Below are 17,410 nucleotides of genomic sequence, written 5' to 3'. Positions count from 1 at the left end.
GCAAGCCTTATTTTTGCGTTTTTACATCGTCTTGTGAATATCTGTGGCCTGAGCATGGGCCACATCTTCGATCTCCAGCTGAACGCCATTGCGGCCCATATAATCATCAGCCTTCAGCCTTCCAGCCACGTGAATTCGGCCTGGAGGATGCAGCAACATGTCTCCTAACGCGGTATTTTCCGCGCGCCAGGCAATGGCTTTGATGCGGTGGCCGCGGTCGTCATTGAGTTGAGCCCTGACATGACCGCCCTTCATCACGGACGCATAGCTGACCGTCATATGAGACAAGGCAAATATGGGCTCAGGATTTCCCTGCCCGAAAGGTGCCATAATATCAAATTGTGTGAGCAGATCACGGGTGGCGCTACCGCAGCTTAAGGTCGCGTCAATTTCAAGTGTTTCCTGAACCGGGGCTCCGCCGGTCTGGTGCCGGATGTGGTCATTCAAAAACTGACGCAAGTCATCAATCCGGTCGCGCATGACGCTAAGGCCTGCCGCCATAGCATGACCTCCCCCTGACATGACTATGCCGGCCTCATACGCAGCCCCTACCGCTTGCCCCAGATTAATGCCGGGTTGAGAGCGGCCGGATCCTTTGCCGGTACCCGATATCGGATCAATACCGATAACAATAACCGGCTTGCGCCAGCGTTCGCGTAACCTGCCGGCCACAATACCGATGACGCCCGGGTGCCACTCCTCGTGCGCAATAATGATGACGTTGTCGTCGCTTACGATCAGCTTTTCGCGCTCAGCAATAGCGACCGCCTGCTCCAAAACTTCGGCTTCCACATCCCGGCGAGTTTGATTGAGCGTGTCCAATTCATTAGCCAGAGCTTTGGCGTCTTCAGGATCATCGGTGGATAATAGCCTTACCCCCAGATCGGCACGGCCTACGCGGCCGCCAGCATTGATACGAGGGCCGATAACAAAACCCGAATGGAACACGCTCATCAGATTCTGACGGTTATCCGGTTTATTAAGGTCGATCCCCGCCACATCTATCAGGGCTTTAATCCCTGTATTCTCAAGCCGCCCCATAACTTTAAGGCCTTGAGACGCCAATGCCCGGTTAAAGCCCGTTAAAGCCGTCACATCACAAATCGCTCCAAGTGCCGCCAGATCAAGCCATTGCCGCAGGTCGGGCTTGGGCACCTCAGAAAACAGTCCGCGTTTTTCAGCTTCACGATTAAGTGCGGCCAGCACCACGAACACGACCCCGGCCGCCGCAAGGTTGCCCTGACCGGACTGGCAACCCGGCCGGTTTGGATTGACAACCGCCAGACATTTAGGCGGGTCTTCACGCATCAGATGGTGGTCTATAACGACTACGTCCAACCCTATCCCGGCTGCATATTCCAGCGCGTGGTGGGCAGAGGCCCCGCAATCGACGGTGATAATTAGATCAGCGCCTTCAGCTTTTAAGCGGTCAAAGGCTGCCGGCGACGGACCATAGCCTTCGGTGAGCCTGTCGGGAACATAAACCTTCAACTCCTGGCCCATGTGACGGAACCAGCGCACGAGTTGCGCGGCGCTGGTGGCGCCATCGACATCATAATCCGCAAAGACATAAATGCTTTTCCGGGCTTCCAGCGCGTCAAGTATCGCTGTGACCAGAACAGGCATGTCCATAAAACCATCAGGTTCGGGAAAAAGGGCCTTCAGCGTTGGGTAAAGATAGTCATCCAAGGCTTCGGCGCTTATGCCTCGCCCCGCAATCGACTGGGCGATGGGCTCCACGTAAGTATCAGGCACAATAGCTTTGAGGCCTAACTGGTGGCTGATTTTACGCAAATTGTCCGGATCGAGAGACCGGGCGGCCTGACGATCCTGCCAAACCCGGCCCGTAGCCGAGGTTGTAACATCAAGGTAGGCGGGGATTGACTGTCTATCTGTTGTCACAAAGGCCGGCGCATATACAGTTTGCGAATAGTTTTCGTCTCAGACATCATAACGAGACTTTCTGTGGTCACAAAGACCTCACCGCGTGGCGATACTTCTTTTTGGACACCGCGAAGCAGTGCGCCATGAGTAACACCGGTCGCTATAAAGACTGCGTCTGAACTCACCAGATCATTCAGCATATATTTGCGGTCAAAGTTGGTAACCCCAAGTTTAGCGGCGCGGGCGCGCTCATCATCATTACGAAACACAAGGCGGCCCTGAAACTGGCCACCTACGCATTTAAGAGCGGCGCAGGCCAACACGCCTTCAGGGGCTCCCCCCTGTCCCAGATAGATGTCGATCGCCGTCTCGGCTTGAGCCGTATGAATAACCCCTGCTACATCGCCATCGGTTATAAGGTGAACCCGCGCGCCTGATTTACGAAGCGACGAAATGATCTGCTCATGACGGGGCCGATCAAGCACACAGGCGACGATTTCATTGACCCTTACCCCCTTAGCCTTTGCCAAATTATGGACGTTATCTTCAGGTGTGCCGTCCAGATCAATGGTTCCTTCGGGATAACCGGGGCCGATGGCAATCTTGTCCATGTAGGTATCGGGGGCATGCAATAGGCCGCCGCGTGGCGCGAACGCAATAACCGCCAGCGCATTAGCCATGGCCTTGGCCGCGAGCGTTGTGCCCTCCAATGGATCAAGGGCGATATCGATCTGAGGGCCTTTGCCGGTACCTACATTTTCACCTATATAAAGCATAGGCGCTTCGTCACGCTCACCCTCCCCGATTACGATACGCCCATCCATATCAATGGCATTGAGCGCATTGCGCATGGCGTCAACGGCGGCTTTATCGGCGGCTTTCTCATCACCTCCGCCCACCTGTTCAAAGGCAGATATAGCGGCTTCTTCAGCTACACGAACAACATCGAGGCTGAGGCTGAAATCTAATGCTGGCATGGTGTGGCGGTTTCCTAACCTTATACTTTTTTATTGATTCGGTTTTATCGGTCAGCTGATGGCGGCGGCACCGCTTTAGCGCGTTGGGTCAGCGCGAACTGATGAATTTCATTGCAACTGTTTTTCGTAACTGGCCGGCTAAGATCACTATTTAGCCGATTGCGCGTAGACGCACTGTAGGCCACCGGATCCGTCATATCCCAACTTAAGCGCGCAACCGCCGTCTCAAGAGCGTCTTCACGCCCGTTAATGCTGGATACGCGCTGCTTGATGTCTGAAGCGGTCGGCACATTCTGGGGCGCGGATGGAAAATTCGACCATTTCGGAAAGCCCTTCTCATCGCGCTCAAGGTCTCGCACCACAACCTGAGTTGAAGGCGCGTCGACAGGGGCGATGATTGGTGCCACCACAGGCACTACGGACGCAACCCGTTTGTCAGGCGCACAGACAGGCTGAGTTTGCGACATGGCGGGGTTTGTTGCCATTATAACGGCAGACGCTGTGAAAGACAGGCAAAGGAACCGGATACGCATTTCAGACTCCTTAGTGCAGGTAACCGCATATGCGGGTGTCTTCAAACCAGTCATGTCATAGTCCGCAATCAGCTAATCGGAAAGCAAAAATTTGTACGCCTTTAGTCTTATGTTCTGCCAAGGCCAAATTATGTTGGTATATAATCTGATGCTGTGATTCATAATGAAGGGATTTAGATGCCGTCCGCCCGCCCCCCGAAAACTAAATCCGGCTCAAGTCCCGCCAAACCTAAGGTTACGTCAAAAGCAACCGCGCCAGAGGTTAAAGCACCTTTAAAATCAGCGCCCCGCAAGACGAAAACGAAGCCCGAGGCAATATCATCGGCCTATGAAACACAAACGGCTTCAGCCTCGCACGAAAAAGCTTCGGATCATTTTGGAGCGAAGGTAGACGCGCTTAAAAATCTCGAAGATTTATCCTTGAATCTTGCCAAGGCAGCCATGACGGCCCAAAGCGCATTGGCGCAAACACTGTTCCGGCCTCAGGATGTTACGGATAATGTGCCGTCCGATCCGTTTCAGGTTGGCCCTGCTATGACGACAGTGGCTAAAGCACTGGCGTCTGATCCCGATAAGCTTGTTAATGCGCAAACCGAACTCATGACGGGGTATTTGCAATTATGGGCCGCCATGACCCGGCGCAGTCTCGGTGCCGATGATAATGCCGAAATGCCCTCAGCCAAAATCAAGGACAAACGGTTTTCCGATCCCCGTTGGGAGCAAAATGTCATTTTTGATATGATGCGGCAGTCCTATTTGTTGTCGTCCAACTGGCTAAATAACCTTATTTCATCCGTAGAAGGCATTGATCCTATTGCCAAAAGACGTGCTGAATTTTTTACCAAGCTGGTGACTGACGCCTTTTCACCATCAAATTTCCTGATGTCCAATCCGGCTGCCCTTGACACACTGATGAACACGAATGGCGAAAGTTTAGTCAAGGGCATGCAGAAGTTTGCTGAGGACCTCGCGCGCGGTGACGGTAAGCTCAAGATTTCACAAGCCGATTACGCCCATTTTGAAGTCGGCAAAAATGTCGCCACGACGCCAGGCAAGGTGGTTTATCGAAACGCATTTTTTGAACTGCTCCAGTATGCGCCAACCACAGACAAAGTGCGTGATATACCCCTGCTCATTTTCCCGCCGTGGATCAACAAGTTCTACATACTTGACCTGCAACCTAAGAATTCCCTTATCAAGTGGCTGACGGATCAGGGATTTTCTGTTTTCGTAACTTCCTGGGTCAACCCCGATATCTCCATGAAGGATGTCACCTTTGAGGATTACCTTACCCAAGGCATTTACGAAGCCACAAAACAAGTCATGGCGCAGTGTGGTACTAAAACCGTTAATGCTGTCGGTTACTGCATAGGCGGGACATTGCTCGGCACGGCTTTGGCACATATGGCTTCCAAGGGTGACAAAAGCATAGGCTCAGCCACTTTCTTTACGGCTCAGCATGATTTCTCCGAAGCTGGTGATTTGCTGCTCTTTACCAACGACGCCTGGATTGACGAGTTGGAGCGTCAGATGGATGCGGCGGGCGGGGTTTTGCCCGGCGCGGCTATGGCTGATACTTTCAACGCCCTGCGCGCCAATGATCTGGTCTGGTCATTCTTTGTGAATAACTACCTGATGGGTAAGGATCTTACGGCATTTGACCTGCTATGCTGGAATGCCGATCAAACGCGTATGCCCAAGGCCTTGCATATGTTTTATCTACGCAAATTCTATAACGAAAATGCCTTGTCCAAAGGGGAACTGGAATTAGGTGGGATTAAGATTGATCTTAAAAACGTAAAAATACCCATTTTCACTCAGGCCGGTCGCGAAGACCACATTGCGCCTCCGGTATCCGTGTTTAAAGGTGCTAAAATGTTTGGTGGAGACGTGACCTATGTTCTGGCCGGGTCAGGGCATATAGCCGGTGTCGTCAATCCGCCAGCCGCTCAAAAGTATATGCACTGGATCAACAAAAATCTGTCTGCGGCAACAAACTATGATGACTGGCTCTCAAAAGCATCTGAGCATCCCGGATCATGGTGGCTCTATTGGGCGGAATGGTTGCATGACAAATCCGGTGATTGGGTTGAGGCACGTGATCCCTCAAAAGGCCCGCTAAAGCCTATTTTAGACGCACCGGGCAGTTATGTGATGGTCAAATCCTAAGCTGGACTTGTATATTGTATACACCCAAAGTAAGGGTAAGGTCGTGTTACCGGAGCTAAGATATGACCACGACCATTTCCCTGGATGAGGCCTTAAATCTTTCCATTAATGTATTAATTCATAATGGTTTTTCAAAGGATCATGCGCAATCTATAGCCAGGGTTATATGGGCCTGCCAGAGAGATGAATGTCAATCTCATGGTCTTTACCGGCTGCTCGTATGTGTTCATACGCTCCGCTCTGGCAAAGTATCACCAGATGCGGTTCCAGAAGTCAGCGAAGCCGCAGACACGCTGGTCCGCGTAGACGCCAAGGGCGCTTACTCCTTGCTGGCCTTTGATAAAGGGCGGCCGATACTGGCTGAAAAGGCTCGACGGCACGGTATGGCCGCCTTGGCAATCAACCACTGCTATCATTTCTCGGCGCTATGGCCTGAAATTGAGGCCATTGCCGCCGAAGGATTAGTGGCTATCGCCATGACACCAAGTCATAGCTGGGTCGCACCTTACGGTGGCACTAAAGGCGTTTTCGGCACTAATCCCATTGCGTTTGCCTGGCCAAGGCCCGGTAGCAATCCATTCGTTTTTGATTTTGCCACCAGTTCTGCGGCGCGTGGAGAAATCGAACTCCATCGCCGGGCGGGAAAAGCGATTCCTGAAGGTTGGGCGGTCGATAAGGACGGAAACGCCACCACTGATGCCGAAGCCGCTATGGCGGGTGCCATGCTCACCTTTGGAGGCTATAAGGGGTCTGCCCTGTCGGCCATGATAGAGCTTATGGCCGGCCCGTTGATCGGAGATTTTCTGAGCTTGGAGTCGCGGGCTTACGATGCCGGAGCCGGTGCTACACCTTATCATGGCGAATTGATTATCGCGATCGACCCTAAGACTTTTATGGGGCCTGACTGGGCGCTGCATACGGACCGCGCTGAAGCGCTTTTTAACGCCATTGTTGATCAGGGCGCCCGCCTACCTTCACAGCGTCGTTATGAAGCTCGCGCCCGCAGTCTTGAGACCGGAACCGTAACGATCCCGGCCAAGCTTTATGAAGACATTTTGGCTCTGCTAAAGCCGTAATATAATCGTCTCTACGATCGGGCGGCGATCCCAGATGTTCTGGGCCGCTTTTTTCAGTACACGGGCCACGGTTGTCTCAACGGTGACATCATCATCCCGTTCTTCGGGCGACAGTTTTTGCAGTGCCTTTTCAACCAGATCGCACATATTTTCCAGTTGATCAGAGATGGTGTCGTCGTCTTCGAAGGCCAGCCCCAAACCGCGGACTTCGACAATCGAGGCCAGCTTGTTTTTGCGGTCCAGCGCAAAAGAGCAAAACAGCATACCATTATGGGCGGCGTGACGGCGCTCTCGCAGAGCATCGGCACCTTCCGGAACCAGCATGCCGCCATCTACAAACAAACGACCTGCCGGCACCTCATCGATAATTTCGGCAAGGCCGGGGGCCAGACGCACCATATCGCCATTTCTTGGGGTAATCTGTTCAGGTACACCGATTTCAGCCGCCAAGGCCGCATGTTTTTGAAGGTGCCGGCGTTCACCGTGGGTCGGCACGGCAATCCTAGGACGCGCCCACTCATACATCTGGCGCAATTCATCGCGCGCCGGATGCCCGGAGACGTGAATGCCTGGATGATCTTTTTCTGTATGGATTTCAACGCCTAAATCCGACAGGCGATTTTGCAGGGAGCGGATGGAAATTTCATTACCAGGAATAACCCGCGATGAAAAAACGCAGGCATCACCGGATTTAAGTTTGACCAGTGGGTGGTTTCCGTCCGCTATCCGTGACAGTGCCGCCCGTGGCTCCCCTTGGGAACCCGTACACAGATAAAGCACCTCTGTGGGCTTCATCTTGGACGCTTCGCCTTCGGTGACAAATTCACTGATACCGCCCAACAGCCCCACATGCTTGGCTGCTGCCGTCATGCGGTGCATGGAACGCCCGACCAGACATACTCTGCGCCCACACGCTTCGGCGGCACGGATGACGCTGTCCATCCGCGCGACGTTCGATGCAAAGCACGCCACGGCCACCTTGCCTTTCAATGTGCGGATCAGGGCAGCAAGAGCGTCGCGGACTCCGGCTTCGGAACCAGACGCGCCTTCGACAAATACATTGGTGGAATCACAGATCATGGCCAGCACGCCGTCATCACCCAGTTTTGTGATGGCGCTGATGTCAGTGGCTTTACCGGTGATCGGATCGGGATCTATCTTCCAGTCACCTGTGTGTAAAACTGTGCCGAGCGGAGTGCGAATGGCAAGGCCATTTGGTTCTGGGATAGAATGGGTTATCGTAATATAATCAATCTCAAACGGCCCAATTTTAATGCTGCCCCCTAAAGGGACTTCGGTAAGATCGAAGTCATCAACTCCCGCTTCACGAAGCTTTTCACGAATCAGAAATGCCGTAAAAGGTGTGGCATAAAGCGGCGCTTTAATCTTATCCCACAGCCAGCCCAAGGCGCCGATATGGTCTTCGTGGGCATGGGTCAGGACGACACCCAGAATGGTTTCGCCTTCCAGAAATTTGGGATCGGGTACAATGACCTCAATTCCTGGTGTGGTCAGATCGCCAAAGGTTACACCGACATCAACCAGAATCCATTGCCGGTTATCTTCCGGCCCGAATCCATAGAGATTCAGATTCATGCCAATTTCGTTCGAGCCACCAAGCGGCAGGAACACAAGTTCGTCTTTATGTTTTTTCATATTTTCTTTTATACTTTTGAAGCGCTTACTGTGCGCTGGTAAATTTCAAGGAGTCCACGCAAGGTCAGATCGGGATCAAAGTGGTCGATTTTGTCGGTTGCGCCCTCAAACAGAGAGGCAACGCCGCCCGTTGCGATTACAGTCATTTTTTGACCATACTCCGCCTGAATGGAGGTCACAAGATATTCAATCAGGCCGACATAGCCCCAGAATATCCCTGATTGCATAGCCGATACCGTATCCTTGCCGATTTTATGTGCGGGCCGCTCAATCGCAATGCGTGGCAATTTAGCCGCCGCCAGATGAAGGGCCTGAACCGAGAGGTTTATGCCGGGCGCAATCGCGGTGCCTTCAAGCGCGCCATCGGCGGCGACGACATCAAAGGTGGTGGCCGTACCGGAATCGATGACGATCAATGGCCCTGAATAGACAATATGCGCCCCAATAGCGTTCACCAACCGGTCAGCCCCCGCCTCTTTTGGCTTATCGATGCGTACTTCGATGCCAAGCACGGTATTGTCGCCCACGACATAGGGTTGCTTGTGGAAATAACGCTGCGCCAACTTACGCAGATTAAACAAAGACTGAGGCACGACCGAGGATATTATGCAGTCGGTTATTGACTTGAAATCAAGCCCGCTCATCTGCAGCAACTGGTACAGGTAGACGGCATACTCATCCGCCGTTTTAGTCGAATCGGTCGACGCACGCCATTGTGCGACCCAGGTTTCGCCGTCGTGGACGGCAAACAACGTGTTGGTATTGCCCTGTTCAATGGCTAGCAGCATATCATTTCTTTCGCCGGATCAGTCGTTAGTTGCGACCGTTAGACTTCTTTGTAGGCAATTTCACCGCCGCTAAAGTGATGAACAGCGCCGGATCTATCCATGATCTTCAGAGCACCATAAGGGTCAAGACCTTTAAGTTTGCCTATGATCTGGCCACCTGCATCCACGACCTCAATCAAATGGTTACGACCATAGGCCTGTTCAAGCCAGTCCTGAGCTATATGGCTAAATCCTGCTTCCTGCCAAAGCTTTAAACGCTGGTCGAAATAAACGCTGAGATCTTCGAGTAGCCGCAGGGGATCAAACTCTTCAGGTGTCAGAACGACATGTTTTAGAGCTGCTGTAGCATAGGCTTCCAGTTCGGGAGCAGCCGCAACATTAAGACCAATACCAACGACGATGCCTAAATAGCCATCAACCTCAGTGGGCTCACTCTGTACCAGAATGCCGCAGAGCTTCTGATTCTTATAAAGAATATCGTTAGGCCATTTGATCGCCAGATCCGCCTTATCGCGCACTAGTGGCCGCAGCAGATCAGTAACGGCGAGGGCCGCTACAAACGAGAGTTGGGTCACATAGCCAACATCTAAACGCAACAAACCGTACCAGGACGCCATCAGATTTCCGGAAAAACCCAGCCACGCCCGCCCCCGGCGGCCGATACCATCGGTTTGCATCCGAGCCTGAATCCATCCCGATCCAACCACTCCGGATCGCAACCGTTCAACCGCCAGCGTCTGAGTGGACGGCAGGACATCAAAAACTTCAATTCGGGACGAAGAGTAAGATGCCATAGTCGCCGACCGTAGCCGGACACCTTTCTTATTTAAGACCAAAACTGCTGGCCGCCATTTGCGCTAACGGATCAAGCCAGTGAAGGGCCAGCATAGCAACCGGGAAGGCAAAAGCCGCCGCCCCATAGGCAATCCATTTGGCTTCAGCCGGTGCCTTATCCAGTTCACCCGTCGGGGCATCAAACCACATGACTTTGAGGATGCGCAGGTAATAGAATGCCGACAGAACCGATGCGGCCAGACCAAGTGCCGCGAATGGCCATAAACCTTCGACTGCCAGAGCCGAACCAAAGATATAGTACTTGCCCCAGAACCCGCCCAGTGGCGGCATACCCAGTAGTGATAGCATCAGAATGGTAATGACGATGGTCATGGGCATGCTGAGTTTGGACATGCCGGTAAGATCGGCCACAGTCTCAACCGGCTGGCCTTTACGCGACAGAGCCATTTGCACGGCGAACATGCCGAGCGTATCGACCATGTAAAGCACCGAAAACAGCAGCAGCGCCTGAACGCCGTATTCAGTACCGGCGGCAATAGCCAGAAGCGCATAGCCCATATTGGCGATAGATGAATAGGCCATCAGACGCTTGATGTTCTTTTGCATCAAACCGCCCAGGCCCCCGACGATAAATGACAGAACCGAAATAGCCAGAATGACCTGCCGCCATTGTTCGATCGAGTCTTCAAAACCGCCCATCAGGACGCGGGCAATAAGAACGAGTGCCGCAAATTTAGGCGCACCTGCCGCAAAGGCCACAACCGGGGTCGGAGCGCCTTCGTAGACATCCGGCGTCCACATATGGAAGGGCGCTGCTGAAATCTTGAAGGCCAGACCGCAGATCAGGAACACCAGACCAAAGATCAGGCCGGTTTGCTGATTAGCCGCCGCCGCGACCGCAATCTCATTGAAATTCATCGAGCCGGTGAAGCCGTAAACCAGCGACGCACCATACAGAAGCAGGCCAGACGACAGGGCCCCAAGTACAAAATACTTCAAACCAGCTTCTGAGCCTTTGGGGTCATCACGACGGAAAGCGGCCAAGACATAAAGCGCCAGAGATTGCAGTTCGATCCCAATATACAACGCAATCAGATCTCCTGCCGACACCATCATGCTCATGCCAAGTGTGGCGAGAAGGATCAGGATCGGAAACTCAAAGCGGCGATTGCCGACACGGTCAAAATAGCCCTGCCCCAGCACAATCACAAAAACGCCCGCGATGTAGATAAATACCTTGGCAAAGGCGGCCACGCCATCAATGACGAAAGAACCGGAAAACGCTGTGCCATGTCCGACGAAGGCTGCAAAATAGGCTGCCGCAATAAGCACCACCCCGCACAAGGCGCTGACCGAAGTCATGCCCTTATCGCCACGGAAAGCACCGAATACCAGAACAACCAGCGCACCAACAGCGATGATCAGTTCTGGTAGTGCCAAATTCAGACCGAGGTTCAAGTCCATATCAAGCCACCCTTAACCGCCGATAGCCGCTTGGTAGACACCAACGAGGGCGTCCACACTGACGGTCGTAAAATCAAATATAAACGCCGGATAGATACCCAGCAAAAGCGTTCCCGCAACCAGCGGCACGAAAATCAGGGTTTCGCGCGCATTCAAATCCTTAATGCCGTCAAGTTTAGGGTTGGTCACCGGACCATACATGACATTCTTGAACAGATTGAGCGCATAAACGGCTGACCAAATCACACCGGAAGCTGCGATCAGGGCCGTCCACGTCGAGGCCTGATAGACCCCGGTCATGGTCAGTATTTCCCCGACAAAGCCAGACGTGCCCGGTAAACCGACATTGGCCATCGTAAACAGCAAAAACACAAAGGCATAGTGCGGCATCAGGTTGGTCAGACCGCCATAGAAGCTGATTTCACGGGTGTGCATCCGGTCGTAAACCACGCCAACACAGAGGAACAAAGCGCCGGAGATAATACCGTGGCTGATCATCTGATAGACTGCACCCTGTATCCCCGCCTGGTTGCCGGCGAAGATACCCATGGTCACAAAACCCATGTGGGCAACGGACGAATAGGCAATCAGCTTTTTGATATCAGTCTGGCGCCAAGCCACCAGTGACGTATAGACAATGGCAATCACCGACAAGGCCAGCACAAACGGCGTGAACATTTCCGATGCCTGCGGGAACATAGGCAGGTTAAAGCGGATGAAGCCGTAGCCGCCCAGTTTCAGCAGAATACCCGCCAGCATGACCGAACCCGCGGTCGGGGCTTCAACGTGGGCATCCGGTAGCCAAGTATGTACCGGCCACATCGGCATTTTAACTGCAAATGACGCGAAGAAAGCAAACCACAGCCACGGCTGAGCATTCTCAGCAAAGGCGAATTTAGACAGTTCAGGAATGCTAGAGGTGCCCGCGACATTGACCATGTAAAGCATGGCGGCCAGCATCAGCACCGAACCAAGCAGGGTATAGAGGAAGAATTTATAGGCTGCGTAAATCCGGTTCTTACCGCCCCAGATTCCGATAATCAAGAACATCGGCACCAGACCGCCTTCGAAGAAGACGTAGAACAGGAACAGATCAAGCGCCGTGAAGACACCAATGACCAGGGTTTCCAGAATAAGAAACGCGATCATATATTCGACCAGACGCGTTTTGATCGAGGTCCAGGACGCCAGAATACACAGCGGCATCAGGAATGCGGTCAGGGCCACAAACAGGATCGAAATGCCGTCTATACCCAGATGGTAAGACAAGGGCCCAAACCAATGAATTTTTTCAACAAACTGATAATCAGTCGTGGTGCGGTCAAAGCCCAACAGCATGACCATGCTCAAAGCCAGCGTCGCCAGCGTCGTCCACAGGCTGATCCACTTGGCATTGGTGTCGATCGCGGCTTCATCATCCTTGCGCGAAATCGCCCGCAGAACAAGTATGACCAGCGCCCCTGCCAAAGGCAGGAAGGTAATGACGCTCAGGAGATTAGGTATAACCAGTGACATTGTTGAAACTTATCCCCTCTTAAGCGGCCAGCCAGAATACGACCCAAGTCAAAAGACCCGCGACACCTAAGAACATAACGAACGCATAGTGATAGACATAACCCGTCTGGGTCTTGACCAGATTCTTGGCGGCTTTCAAGGCTGACCATGCCGCCCCGTTGGGGCCCAGACCATCAATGAGCTTTACGTCACCGATTTTCCAGAAGACATTACCTAGGGCGCGCGAACCCTTGACCAGAGTGGCCTGATAAATCTCATCGAAGAACCACTTATTATACAGGAAGGTATAGAGCGGTCCCTCATTCGCGGCCATTTTCTTCGGCAGATCCGGGCGCTTGAGATAGAAGAACCACGCCAATACCAGCCCAAGCATGGTGACGACCAACGGTGCAAACTTTACCCACGTCTCAACATGGTGCGCATCGTGCATAACATGGTTGGTCGGTGCTGTGAAAATAGCATGCCCCCAGAAGTCATGAGCATGATCGCCAACGAAATAAGGCGCGAAGATAAAGCCTGCCGCGACCGCCCCAACTGCCAAGGCCAGCAAAGGCACCAGCATGATCAGAGGGCTTTCGTGCGGCGTATGGGCGTGGTGACCATGCCCATGATCATCCGCGTGATCGTCATGGCCGTGTGTCTCTGCATGGGCATGGTGGTCGTCGTGTGCATGTTCCCACTGCTTCTTGCCGTGGAAGGTCATAAAGGCCAGACGCCAGCTATAAAATGAGGTCAAAAGCGCTGCCGACAGGCCCATGATGAACGCGAACATACCTTGCGGCGTTTCGCTCATCGCCCAAGCGGATTCGATGATGGCATCCTTAGAGAAGAAGCCGGCAAAGCCGATCTGTGTCCCCGGAATCCCAAGGCCGGTAATGGCGATGGTGCCGATGGTCATAACCGCATAGGTGATAGGCATATATTTATAAAGCCCGCCCATTTTACGCATATCCTGCTCATGGTGCATGCCATGAATTACCGAACCGGCACCAAGGAACAACAGCGCCTTAAAGAAAGCGTGCGTGAACAGGTGGAACATGGCGGCCTGATAAGCACCGATGCCTGCGGCAAAAAACATGTAGCCAAGCTGCGAACAGGTCGAAAACGCGATGACGCGCTTGATATCGTTTTGTGTAAAGCCTATCGACGCCGCAAAAATCGCCGTAATAGCCCCCACATAGGCGACAATCATCTTGGCAACCGGCGCATACTCAAACATGTGCGACAGCAGGCAAACCATATAGACACCGGCGGTCACCATGGTTGCGGCATGGATCAGGGCCGACACAGGGGTCGGGCCTTCCATCGCGTCCGGCAACCAGGTGTGCAGGAAGAACTGCGCAGACTTACCCATAGCACCGATGAACAGAAGGAAGCAGGCCAGATCAATGGCGCTGAAAGAGTAGCCAAGGAACATCCAGGTTGTTCCAGCCTTGGCTTCGATCATCGGAAACAATTCGGCAAAATTAACGGTGCCGAACATCCAGTAAACCGTCATGATCCCCAGCGCGAAGCCGAAATCCCCAACGCGGTTGACCACAAACGCCTTGATGGACGCATTATTGGCGCTGGCCTTATTGAACCAGAACCCGATCAACAGATAGGACGCCAGCCCCACCCCTTCCCAGCCGAAGAACAACTGCATGAAATCAGCCGCCGTCACCAACATCAGCATGGCAAAGGTAAACAGCGACAAATAGGCAAAGAAGCGCGGGCGTGACGGATCCTCAGCCATATAGCCCCAGCTATAGAGGTGAACCAGAGAAGACACCGACGTCACGACGATCAGCATGGTGGCCGACAAGGCATCAATCCGGATCGACCACGCCGATTGGAAGGTGCCAATATTGATGAAGTCCAGCAACTTGACGGTAAAATCCGACGCGCCGCCCCAAGTGTGGGCTCCGAACACATACCAAGACAGGGCGCAGGACAGGAACAGAAGCCCCGTCGTCACACCTTGAGAGGCAATATTGCCAATGCGGCGACCAAACAGGCCTGCAATCAGCGCACCGACCATCGGCGCCAGAACCAGAACAGTAACTAAGGTCTGCATGATGGATTAGCCTTTCATCATGCTGGCGTCATCGACTTCGATATCGCCGCGATTACGGAAGAAGGTGACGAGGATAGCCAGACCGACTGCGGCCTCAGCCGCCGCCACTGTCAGGACAAACATGGCCATAATCTGCCCCTGCACATTATGCAAATAGCTTGAGAAAGCCACGAAGTTGATATTAACCGCCAGCAGGATCAGTTCGATCGACATCAGAATAATAATAACGTTGCGGCGGTTCACGAAGATGCCCAGCACCCCGATCGTAAACAAAATGGCCGAAACGGTGAGATAGTGTGCGAGGCCGATAGTCATTCTTTGATCCCTTCGCCGGTTTTGACCTTGACGATGGCCACAGCGTTTTTGCGCTGACGACCGACCTGAGTAGAAATATCCTGACGCTTAACGTTGGTGCGGTGCTTGAGCGTCAGCACGATGGCGCCGATCATGGCCACCAGCAGTACAAACCCCGCCGCCTGGAACAGATAGACATAGTCTGTGTAAAGTACGCGACCGATGGTTTCGATATTAGTCGCATCCGCCGTAAAGGCTTGCGGCTCATTACCCGCGGCCGCACCTCGTTCGGCGACAGCAAAACTGATCATGATTAATTCCGTCATGAGCACCAGTGCCACGACGCCACCAATCGGCAGATAGTTGGCAAATCCTTGACGCAGCTTGCTAAAATCCACATCCAGCATCATGACGACGAACAGGAACAGAACCGCCACCGCCCCCACATAGACCACGACGAGAAGCATGGCCAGGAACTCCGCCCCCAGCAGCACAAATAAACCTGCGGCCGAAAAGAAGGCCAGGATCAGAAACAGCACCGAGTGCACGGGATTTTTGGCGGTAATCACCAAAAATCCGGATGCGACCGTAATCAGGGCCATGATGTAAAAGGCTATAGCCACCAAAGTCATAGCGTCATCCTTTACCGGTAAGGCGCGTCAAGTTCGAGGTTACGCGCAATAATGCGTTCCCAACGGTCGCCATTCGCCAACAGGCGTTCTTTGTCGTAATAAAGTTCTTCGCGGGTTTCGGTCGCAAACTCAAAGTTCGGCCCCTCGACGATGGCATCGACCGGACAGGCTTCCTGACACAGCCCGCAATAGATGCACTTAACCATGTCGATATCGTAGCGGGTCGTGCGGCGTGAACCGTCATCACGCGGCTCAGCCTCAATCGTGATGGCCTGCGCCGGACAGATGGCTTCGCAAAGTTTGCAGGCAATGCAGCGTTCTTCACCATTGGCATAACGGCGCAATGCGTGCTCACCGCGAAAGCGCGGGCTGATCGGGCCTTTTTCAAACGGATAGTTGATCGTCGCCTTGGGCTTGAACATGTATTTCACCGCAAGGCCGGTGGCCCCGATGAAATCCATCAGCATGGCGCCTTTGATGGCCTGGCCGATACGAGATATCATATCAAATTACCTCCGAATACGCGGTAGGCCGCAATCAAAACCACTGCCACTAATGAGGCCGGCAGGAATACTTTCCAGCCCAGACGCATCAATTGGTCGTAGCGGTAACGGGGAACAATAGCCTTGGCGATGGCAAACATCACAAACCAGAACACGACTTTGAGGATGAACCACAGCAGGCCGTGGATAGCCTCAAACACCGAACCGGGCTCAAGGAAACCAGCCGTTGGATATGGCGCTTGCCAGCCACCGAAAAACAGGATGGTGATCAGTGCGCACATCAGCACGATGTTGGCGTATTCACCGATCATGAACAGCAGATAGGGGGTCGAGGAATATTCGACCTGATAGCCTGCCACCAGCTCCGATTCCGCTTCCGGCAGATCAAACGGTGGACGGTTGGTTTCCGCCAGTGCCGACACATAGAACATGATCATAACCGGGAACATGACGATGATGGTCTTAGGCGCAAACGCATGCCAGTTCCAGAAACCGCCGGCCTGATGCTCAACGATCCGCGACAGGTTCATGTCACCCACCAGCAGGATCACACAGATAACGATCAGGCCGATGGAGACCTCATATGATACCATCTGGGCCGCCGAACGCAGTGCCCCCAGGAACGGATACTTTGAGTTAGAAGCCCACCCGCCCATGATTATGCCGTAAACGCCCAGCGATGAGATGGCGAACAGATAAAGAATGCCGACATTAATGTCAGATACGACCCAACCCGGCGCAAATGGAATAACCGCCCATGACATGAACGCCAGAATGAAAGTGATCAGCGGCGCCAGAAGAAACACGATCTTATCGGCACCGGCCGGGATGACGACTTCTTTCAACACGAATTTGAAAAAGTCGGCAAAAGATTGCATCAGACCGAACGGACCCACGACATTGGGCCCTTTACGCATTTGCACACCGGCCCAGACCTTACGGTCGCCCCACAGCAGGAAAGCCAGAGAGACCATCACACCTACAATAACCGCCAGAGCCTGCCCGATCGTAATGATCGTCCAGCCCCAAGGTGTGGCCCAAAATGAAGTTGCTTCCATCAGTCGTCTC

At 53.3% G+C, this 17,410-nt stretch carries 15 protein-coding genes; 2 read left to right on the top strand and 13 right to left on the bottom strand.

The window, feature by feature from the left end; all coding sequences use genetic code 11:
- Nucleotides 1-21: 21 nt before the first annotated feature.
- From recJ to PQU98_RS01690, 3 genes are read right to left on the bottom strand one after another with little or no spacing between them, the layout of a single operon-like run.
- Nucleotides 22-1,902 carry a single-stranded-DNA-specific exonuclease RecJ gene (gene recJ / locus PQU98_RS01700; RefSeq protein ID WP_272743148.1) on the bottom strand — a complete coding sequence of 627 codons (1,881 nt, stop codon included), beginning with the start codon at nucleotides 1,900-1,902 and terminating at the stop codon, nucleotides 22-24.
- Nucleotides 1,899-2,861, bottom strand: a complete 963-nt coding sequence (gene glpX, locus PQU98_RS01695; protein WP_272743147.1) for a class II fructose-bisphosphatase — start codon at nucleotides 2,859-2,861, stop codon at nucleotides 1,899-1,901. The genes recJ and glpX overlap by 4 nt, the downstream gene beginning before the upstream one ends.
- Nucleotides 2,862-2,905: 44 nt before the next feature.
- Complete coding sequence (locus PQU98_RS01690; RefSeq protein ID WP_272743146.1) at nucleotides 2,906-3,394, bottom strand: hypothetical protein; 489 nt, start codon at nucleotides 3,392-3,394, stop codon at nucleotides 2,906-2,908.
- A 177-nt stretch (nucleotides 3,395-3,571) separates the two neighbouring features.
- Here PQU98_RS01690 and phaC point away from each other — a divergent pair, with 177 nt between their 5' ends.
- Both phaC and PQU98_RS01680 read left to right on the top strand, forming a co-directional pair.
- Complete coding sequence (gene phaC / locus PQU98_RS01685) at nucleotides 3,572-5,563, top strand: class I poly(R)-hydroxyalkanoic acid synthase (RefSeq protein ID WP_272743145.1); 1,992 nt, start codon at nucleotides 3,572-3,574, stop codon at nucleotides 5,561-5,563.
- 62 nt (nucleotides 5,564-5,625) lie between these two features.
- Nucleotides 5,626-6,639 (top strand): Ldh family oxidoreductase, encoded by a 1,014-nt coding sequence (locus tag PQU98_RS01680; RefSeq protein ID WP_272743144.1) that lies wholly within the window; start codon nucleotides 5,626-5,628, stop codon nucleotides 6,637-6,639.
- Here the strand turns inward: PQU98_RS01680 and PQU98_RS01675 are convergent.
- The 10 genes from PQU98_RS01675 to nuoH are packed head-to-tail and all read right to left on the bottom strand — an operon-like array spanning nucleotide 6,628 to nucleotide 17,400.
- Nucleotides 6,628-8,295, bottom strand: a complete 1,668-nt coding sequence (locus tag PQU98_RS01675) for a ribonuclease J (protein WP_272743143.1) — start codon at nucleotides 8,293-8,295, stop codon at nucleotides 6,628-6,630. The genes PQU98_RS01680 and PQU98_RS01675 overlap by 12 nt on opposite strands.
- An 8-nt stretch (nucleotides 8,296-8,303) precedes the next feature.
- Complete coding sequence (locus tag PQU98_RS01670) at nucleotides 8,304-9,083, bottom strand: type III pantothenate kinase (protein ID WP_272743142.1); 780 nt, start codon at nucleotides 9,081-9,083, stop codon at nucleotides 8,304-8,306.
- 38 nt (nucleotides 9,084-9,121) lie between these two features.
- Nucleotides 9,122-9,877: a biotin--[acetyl-CoA-carboxylase] ligase gene (locus PQU98_RS01665; RefSeq protein WP_272743141.1), complete on the bottom strand. Its 756-nt coding sequence runs from the start codon at nucleotides 9,875-9,877 to the stop codon at nucleotides 9,122-9,124.
- Between the two features lie 28 nt (nucleotides 9,878-9,905).
- Nucleotides 9,906-11,342 (bottom strand): NADH-quinone oxidoreductase subunit NuoN, encoded by a 1,437-nt coding sequence (nuoN, locus tag PQU98_RS01660; protein ID WP_272743140.1) that lies wholly within the window; start codon nucleotides 11,340-11,342, stop codon nucleotides 9,906-9,908.
- 12 nt (nucleotides 11,343-11,354) lie between these two features.
- Nucleotides 11,355-12,857, bottom strand: a complete 1,503-nt coding sequence (locus PQU98_RS01655) for an NADH-quinone oxidoreductase subunit M (protein ID WP_272743139.1) — start codon at nucleotides 12,855-12,857, stop codon at nucleotides 11,355-11,357.
- Nucleotides 12,858-12,876: 19 nt separating this feature from the next.
- A complete protein-coding gene (gene nuoL, locus PQU98_RS01650) occupies nucleotides 12,877-14,913 on the bottom strand; it encodes an NADH-quinone oxidoreductase subunit L (protein WP_272743138.1) in 2,037 nt (678 codons plus the stop codon).
- Nucleotides 14,914-14,919: 6 nt separating this feature from the next.
- Nucleotides 14,920-15,228, bottom strand: coding sequence for an NADH-quinone oxidoreductase subunit NuoK (gene nuoK, locus PQU98_RS01645; protein ID WP_189487229.1), 309 nt, complete (start codon nucleotides 15,226-15,228; stop codon nucleotides 14,920-14,922).
- Nucleotides 15,225-15,839, bottom strand: a complete 615-nt coding sequence (locus tag PQU98_RS01640; RefSeq protein WP_272743137.1) for an NADH-quinone oxidoreductase subunit J — start codon at nucleotides 15,837-15,839, stop codon at nucleotides 15,225-15,227. Before PQU98_RS01640 ends, nuoK begins: the two co-directional genes overlap by 4 nt.
- 11 nt (nucleotides 15,840-15,850) lie before the next feature.
- Nucleotides 15,851-16,342 carry an NADH-quinone oxidoreductase subunit NuoI gene (gene nuoI, locus PQU98_RS01635; RefSeq protein ID WP_272743136.1) on the bottom strand — a complete coding sequence of 164 codons (492 nt, stop codon included), beginning with the start codon at nucleotides 16,340-16,342 and terminating at the stop codon, nucleotides 15,851-15,853.
- Nucleotides 16,339-17,400 (bottom strand): NADH-quinone oxidoreductase subunit NuoH, encoded by a 1,062-nt coding sequence (gene nuoH / locus PQU98_RS01630; protein WP_272743135.1) that lies wholly within the window; start codon nucleotides 17,398-17,400, stop codon nucleotides 16,339-16,341. The genes nuoI and nuoH overlap by 4 nt, the downstream gene beginning before the upstream one ends.
- Nucleotides 17,401-17,410: the final 10 nt, after the last annotated feature.

This window comes from Asticcacaulis machinosus (genome assembly GCF_028550435.1).
Taxonomy (GTDB): Bacteria; Pseudomonadota; Alphaproteobacteria; order Caulobacterales; family Caulobacteraceae; genus Asticcacaulis; species Asticcacaulis machinosus.
This window is presented reverse-complemented; position numbering and strand designations above follow the sequence as displayed.

Excerpts from the sequence above, each read along its gene's own strand:
- glpX (WP_272743147.1), bottom strand. The coding sequence starts at position 2,861 with ATGCCAGCATTAGATTTCAGCCTCAGCCTCGATGTTGTTCGTGTAGCT.
- PQU98_RS01690 (WP_272743146.1), bottom strand. The coding sequence starts at position 3,394 with ATGCGTATCCGGTTCCTTTGCCTGTCTTTCACAGCGTCTGCCGTTATA.
- phaC (WP_272743145.1), top strand. The coding sequence starts at position 3,572 with ATGCCGTCCGCCCGCCCCCCGAAAACTAAATCCGGCTCAAGTCCCGCC.
- PQU98_RS01680 (WP_272743144.1), top strand. The coding sequence starts at position 5,626 with ATGACCACGACCATTTCCCTGGATGAGGCCTTAAATCTTTCCATTAAT.
- PQU98_RS01675 (WP_272743143.1), bottom strand. The coding sequence starts at position 8,295 with ATGAAAAAACATAAAGACGAACTTGTGTTCCTGCCGCTTGGTGGCTCG.
- PQU98_RS01670 (WP_272743142.1), bottom strand. The coding sequence starts at position 9,083 with ATGCTGCTAGCCATTGAACAGGGCAATACCAACACGTTGTTTGCCGTC.
- PQU98_RS01665 (WP_272743141.1), bottom strand. The coding sequence starts at position 9,877 with ATGGCATCTTACTCTTCGTCCCGAATTGAAGTTTTTGATGTCCTGCCG.
- nuoN (WP_272743140.1), bottom strand. The coding sequence starts at position 11,342 with ATGGACTTGAACCTCGGTCTGAATTTGGCACTACCAGAACTGATCATC.
- PQU98_RS01655 (WP_272743139.1), bottom strand. The coding sequence starts at position 12,857 with ATGTCACTGGTTATACCTAATCTCCTGAGCGTCATTACCTTCCTGCCT.
- nuoL (WP_272743138.1), bottom strand. The coding sequence starts at position 14,913 with ATGCAGACCTTAGTTACTGTTCTGGTTCTGGCGCCGATGGTCGGTGCG.
- nuoK (WP_189487229.1), bottom strand. The coding sequence starts at position 15,228 with ATGACTATCGGCCTCGCACACTATCTCACCGTTTCGGCCATTTTGTTT.
- PQU98_RS01640 (WP_272743137.1), bottom strand. The coding sequence starts at position 15,839 with ATGACTTTGGTGGCTATAGCCTTTTACATCATGGCCCTGATTACGGTC.
- nuoI (WP_272743136.1), bottom strand. The coding sequence starts at position 16,342 with ATGATATCTCGTATCGGCCAGGCCATCAAAGGCGCCATGCTGATGGAT.
- nuoH (WP_272743135.1), bottom strand. The coding sequence starts at position 17,400 with ATGGAAGCAACTTCATTTTGGGCCACACCTTGGGGCTGGACGATCATT.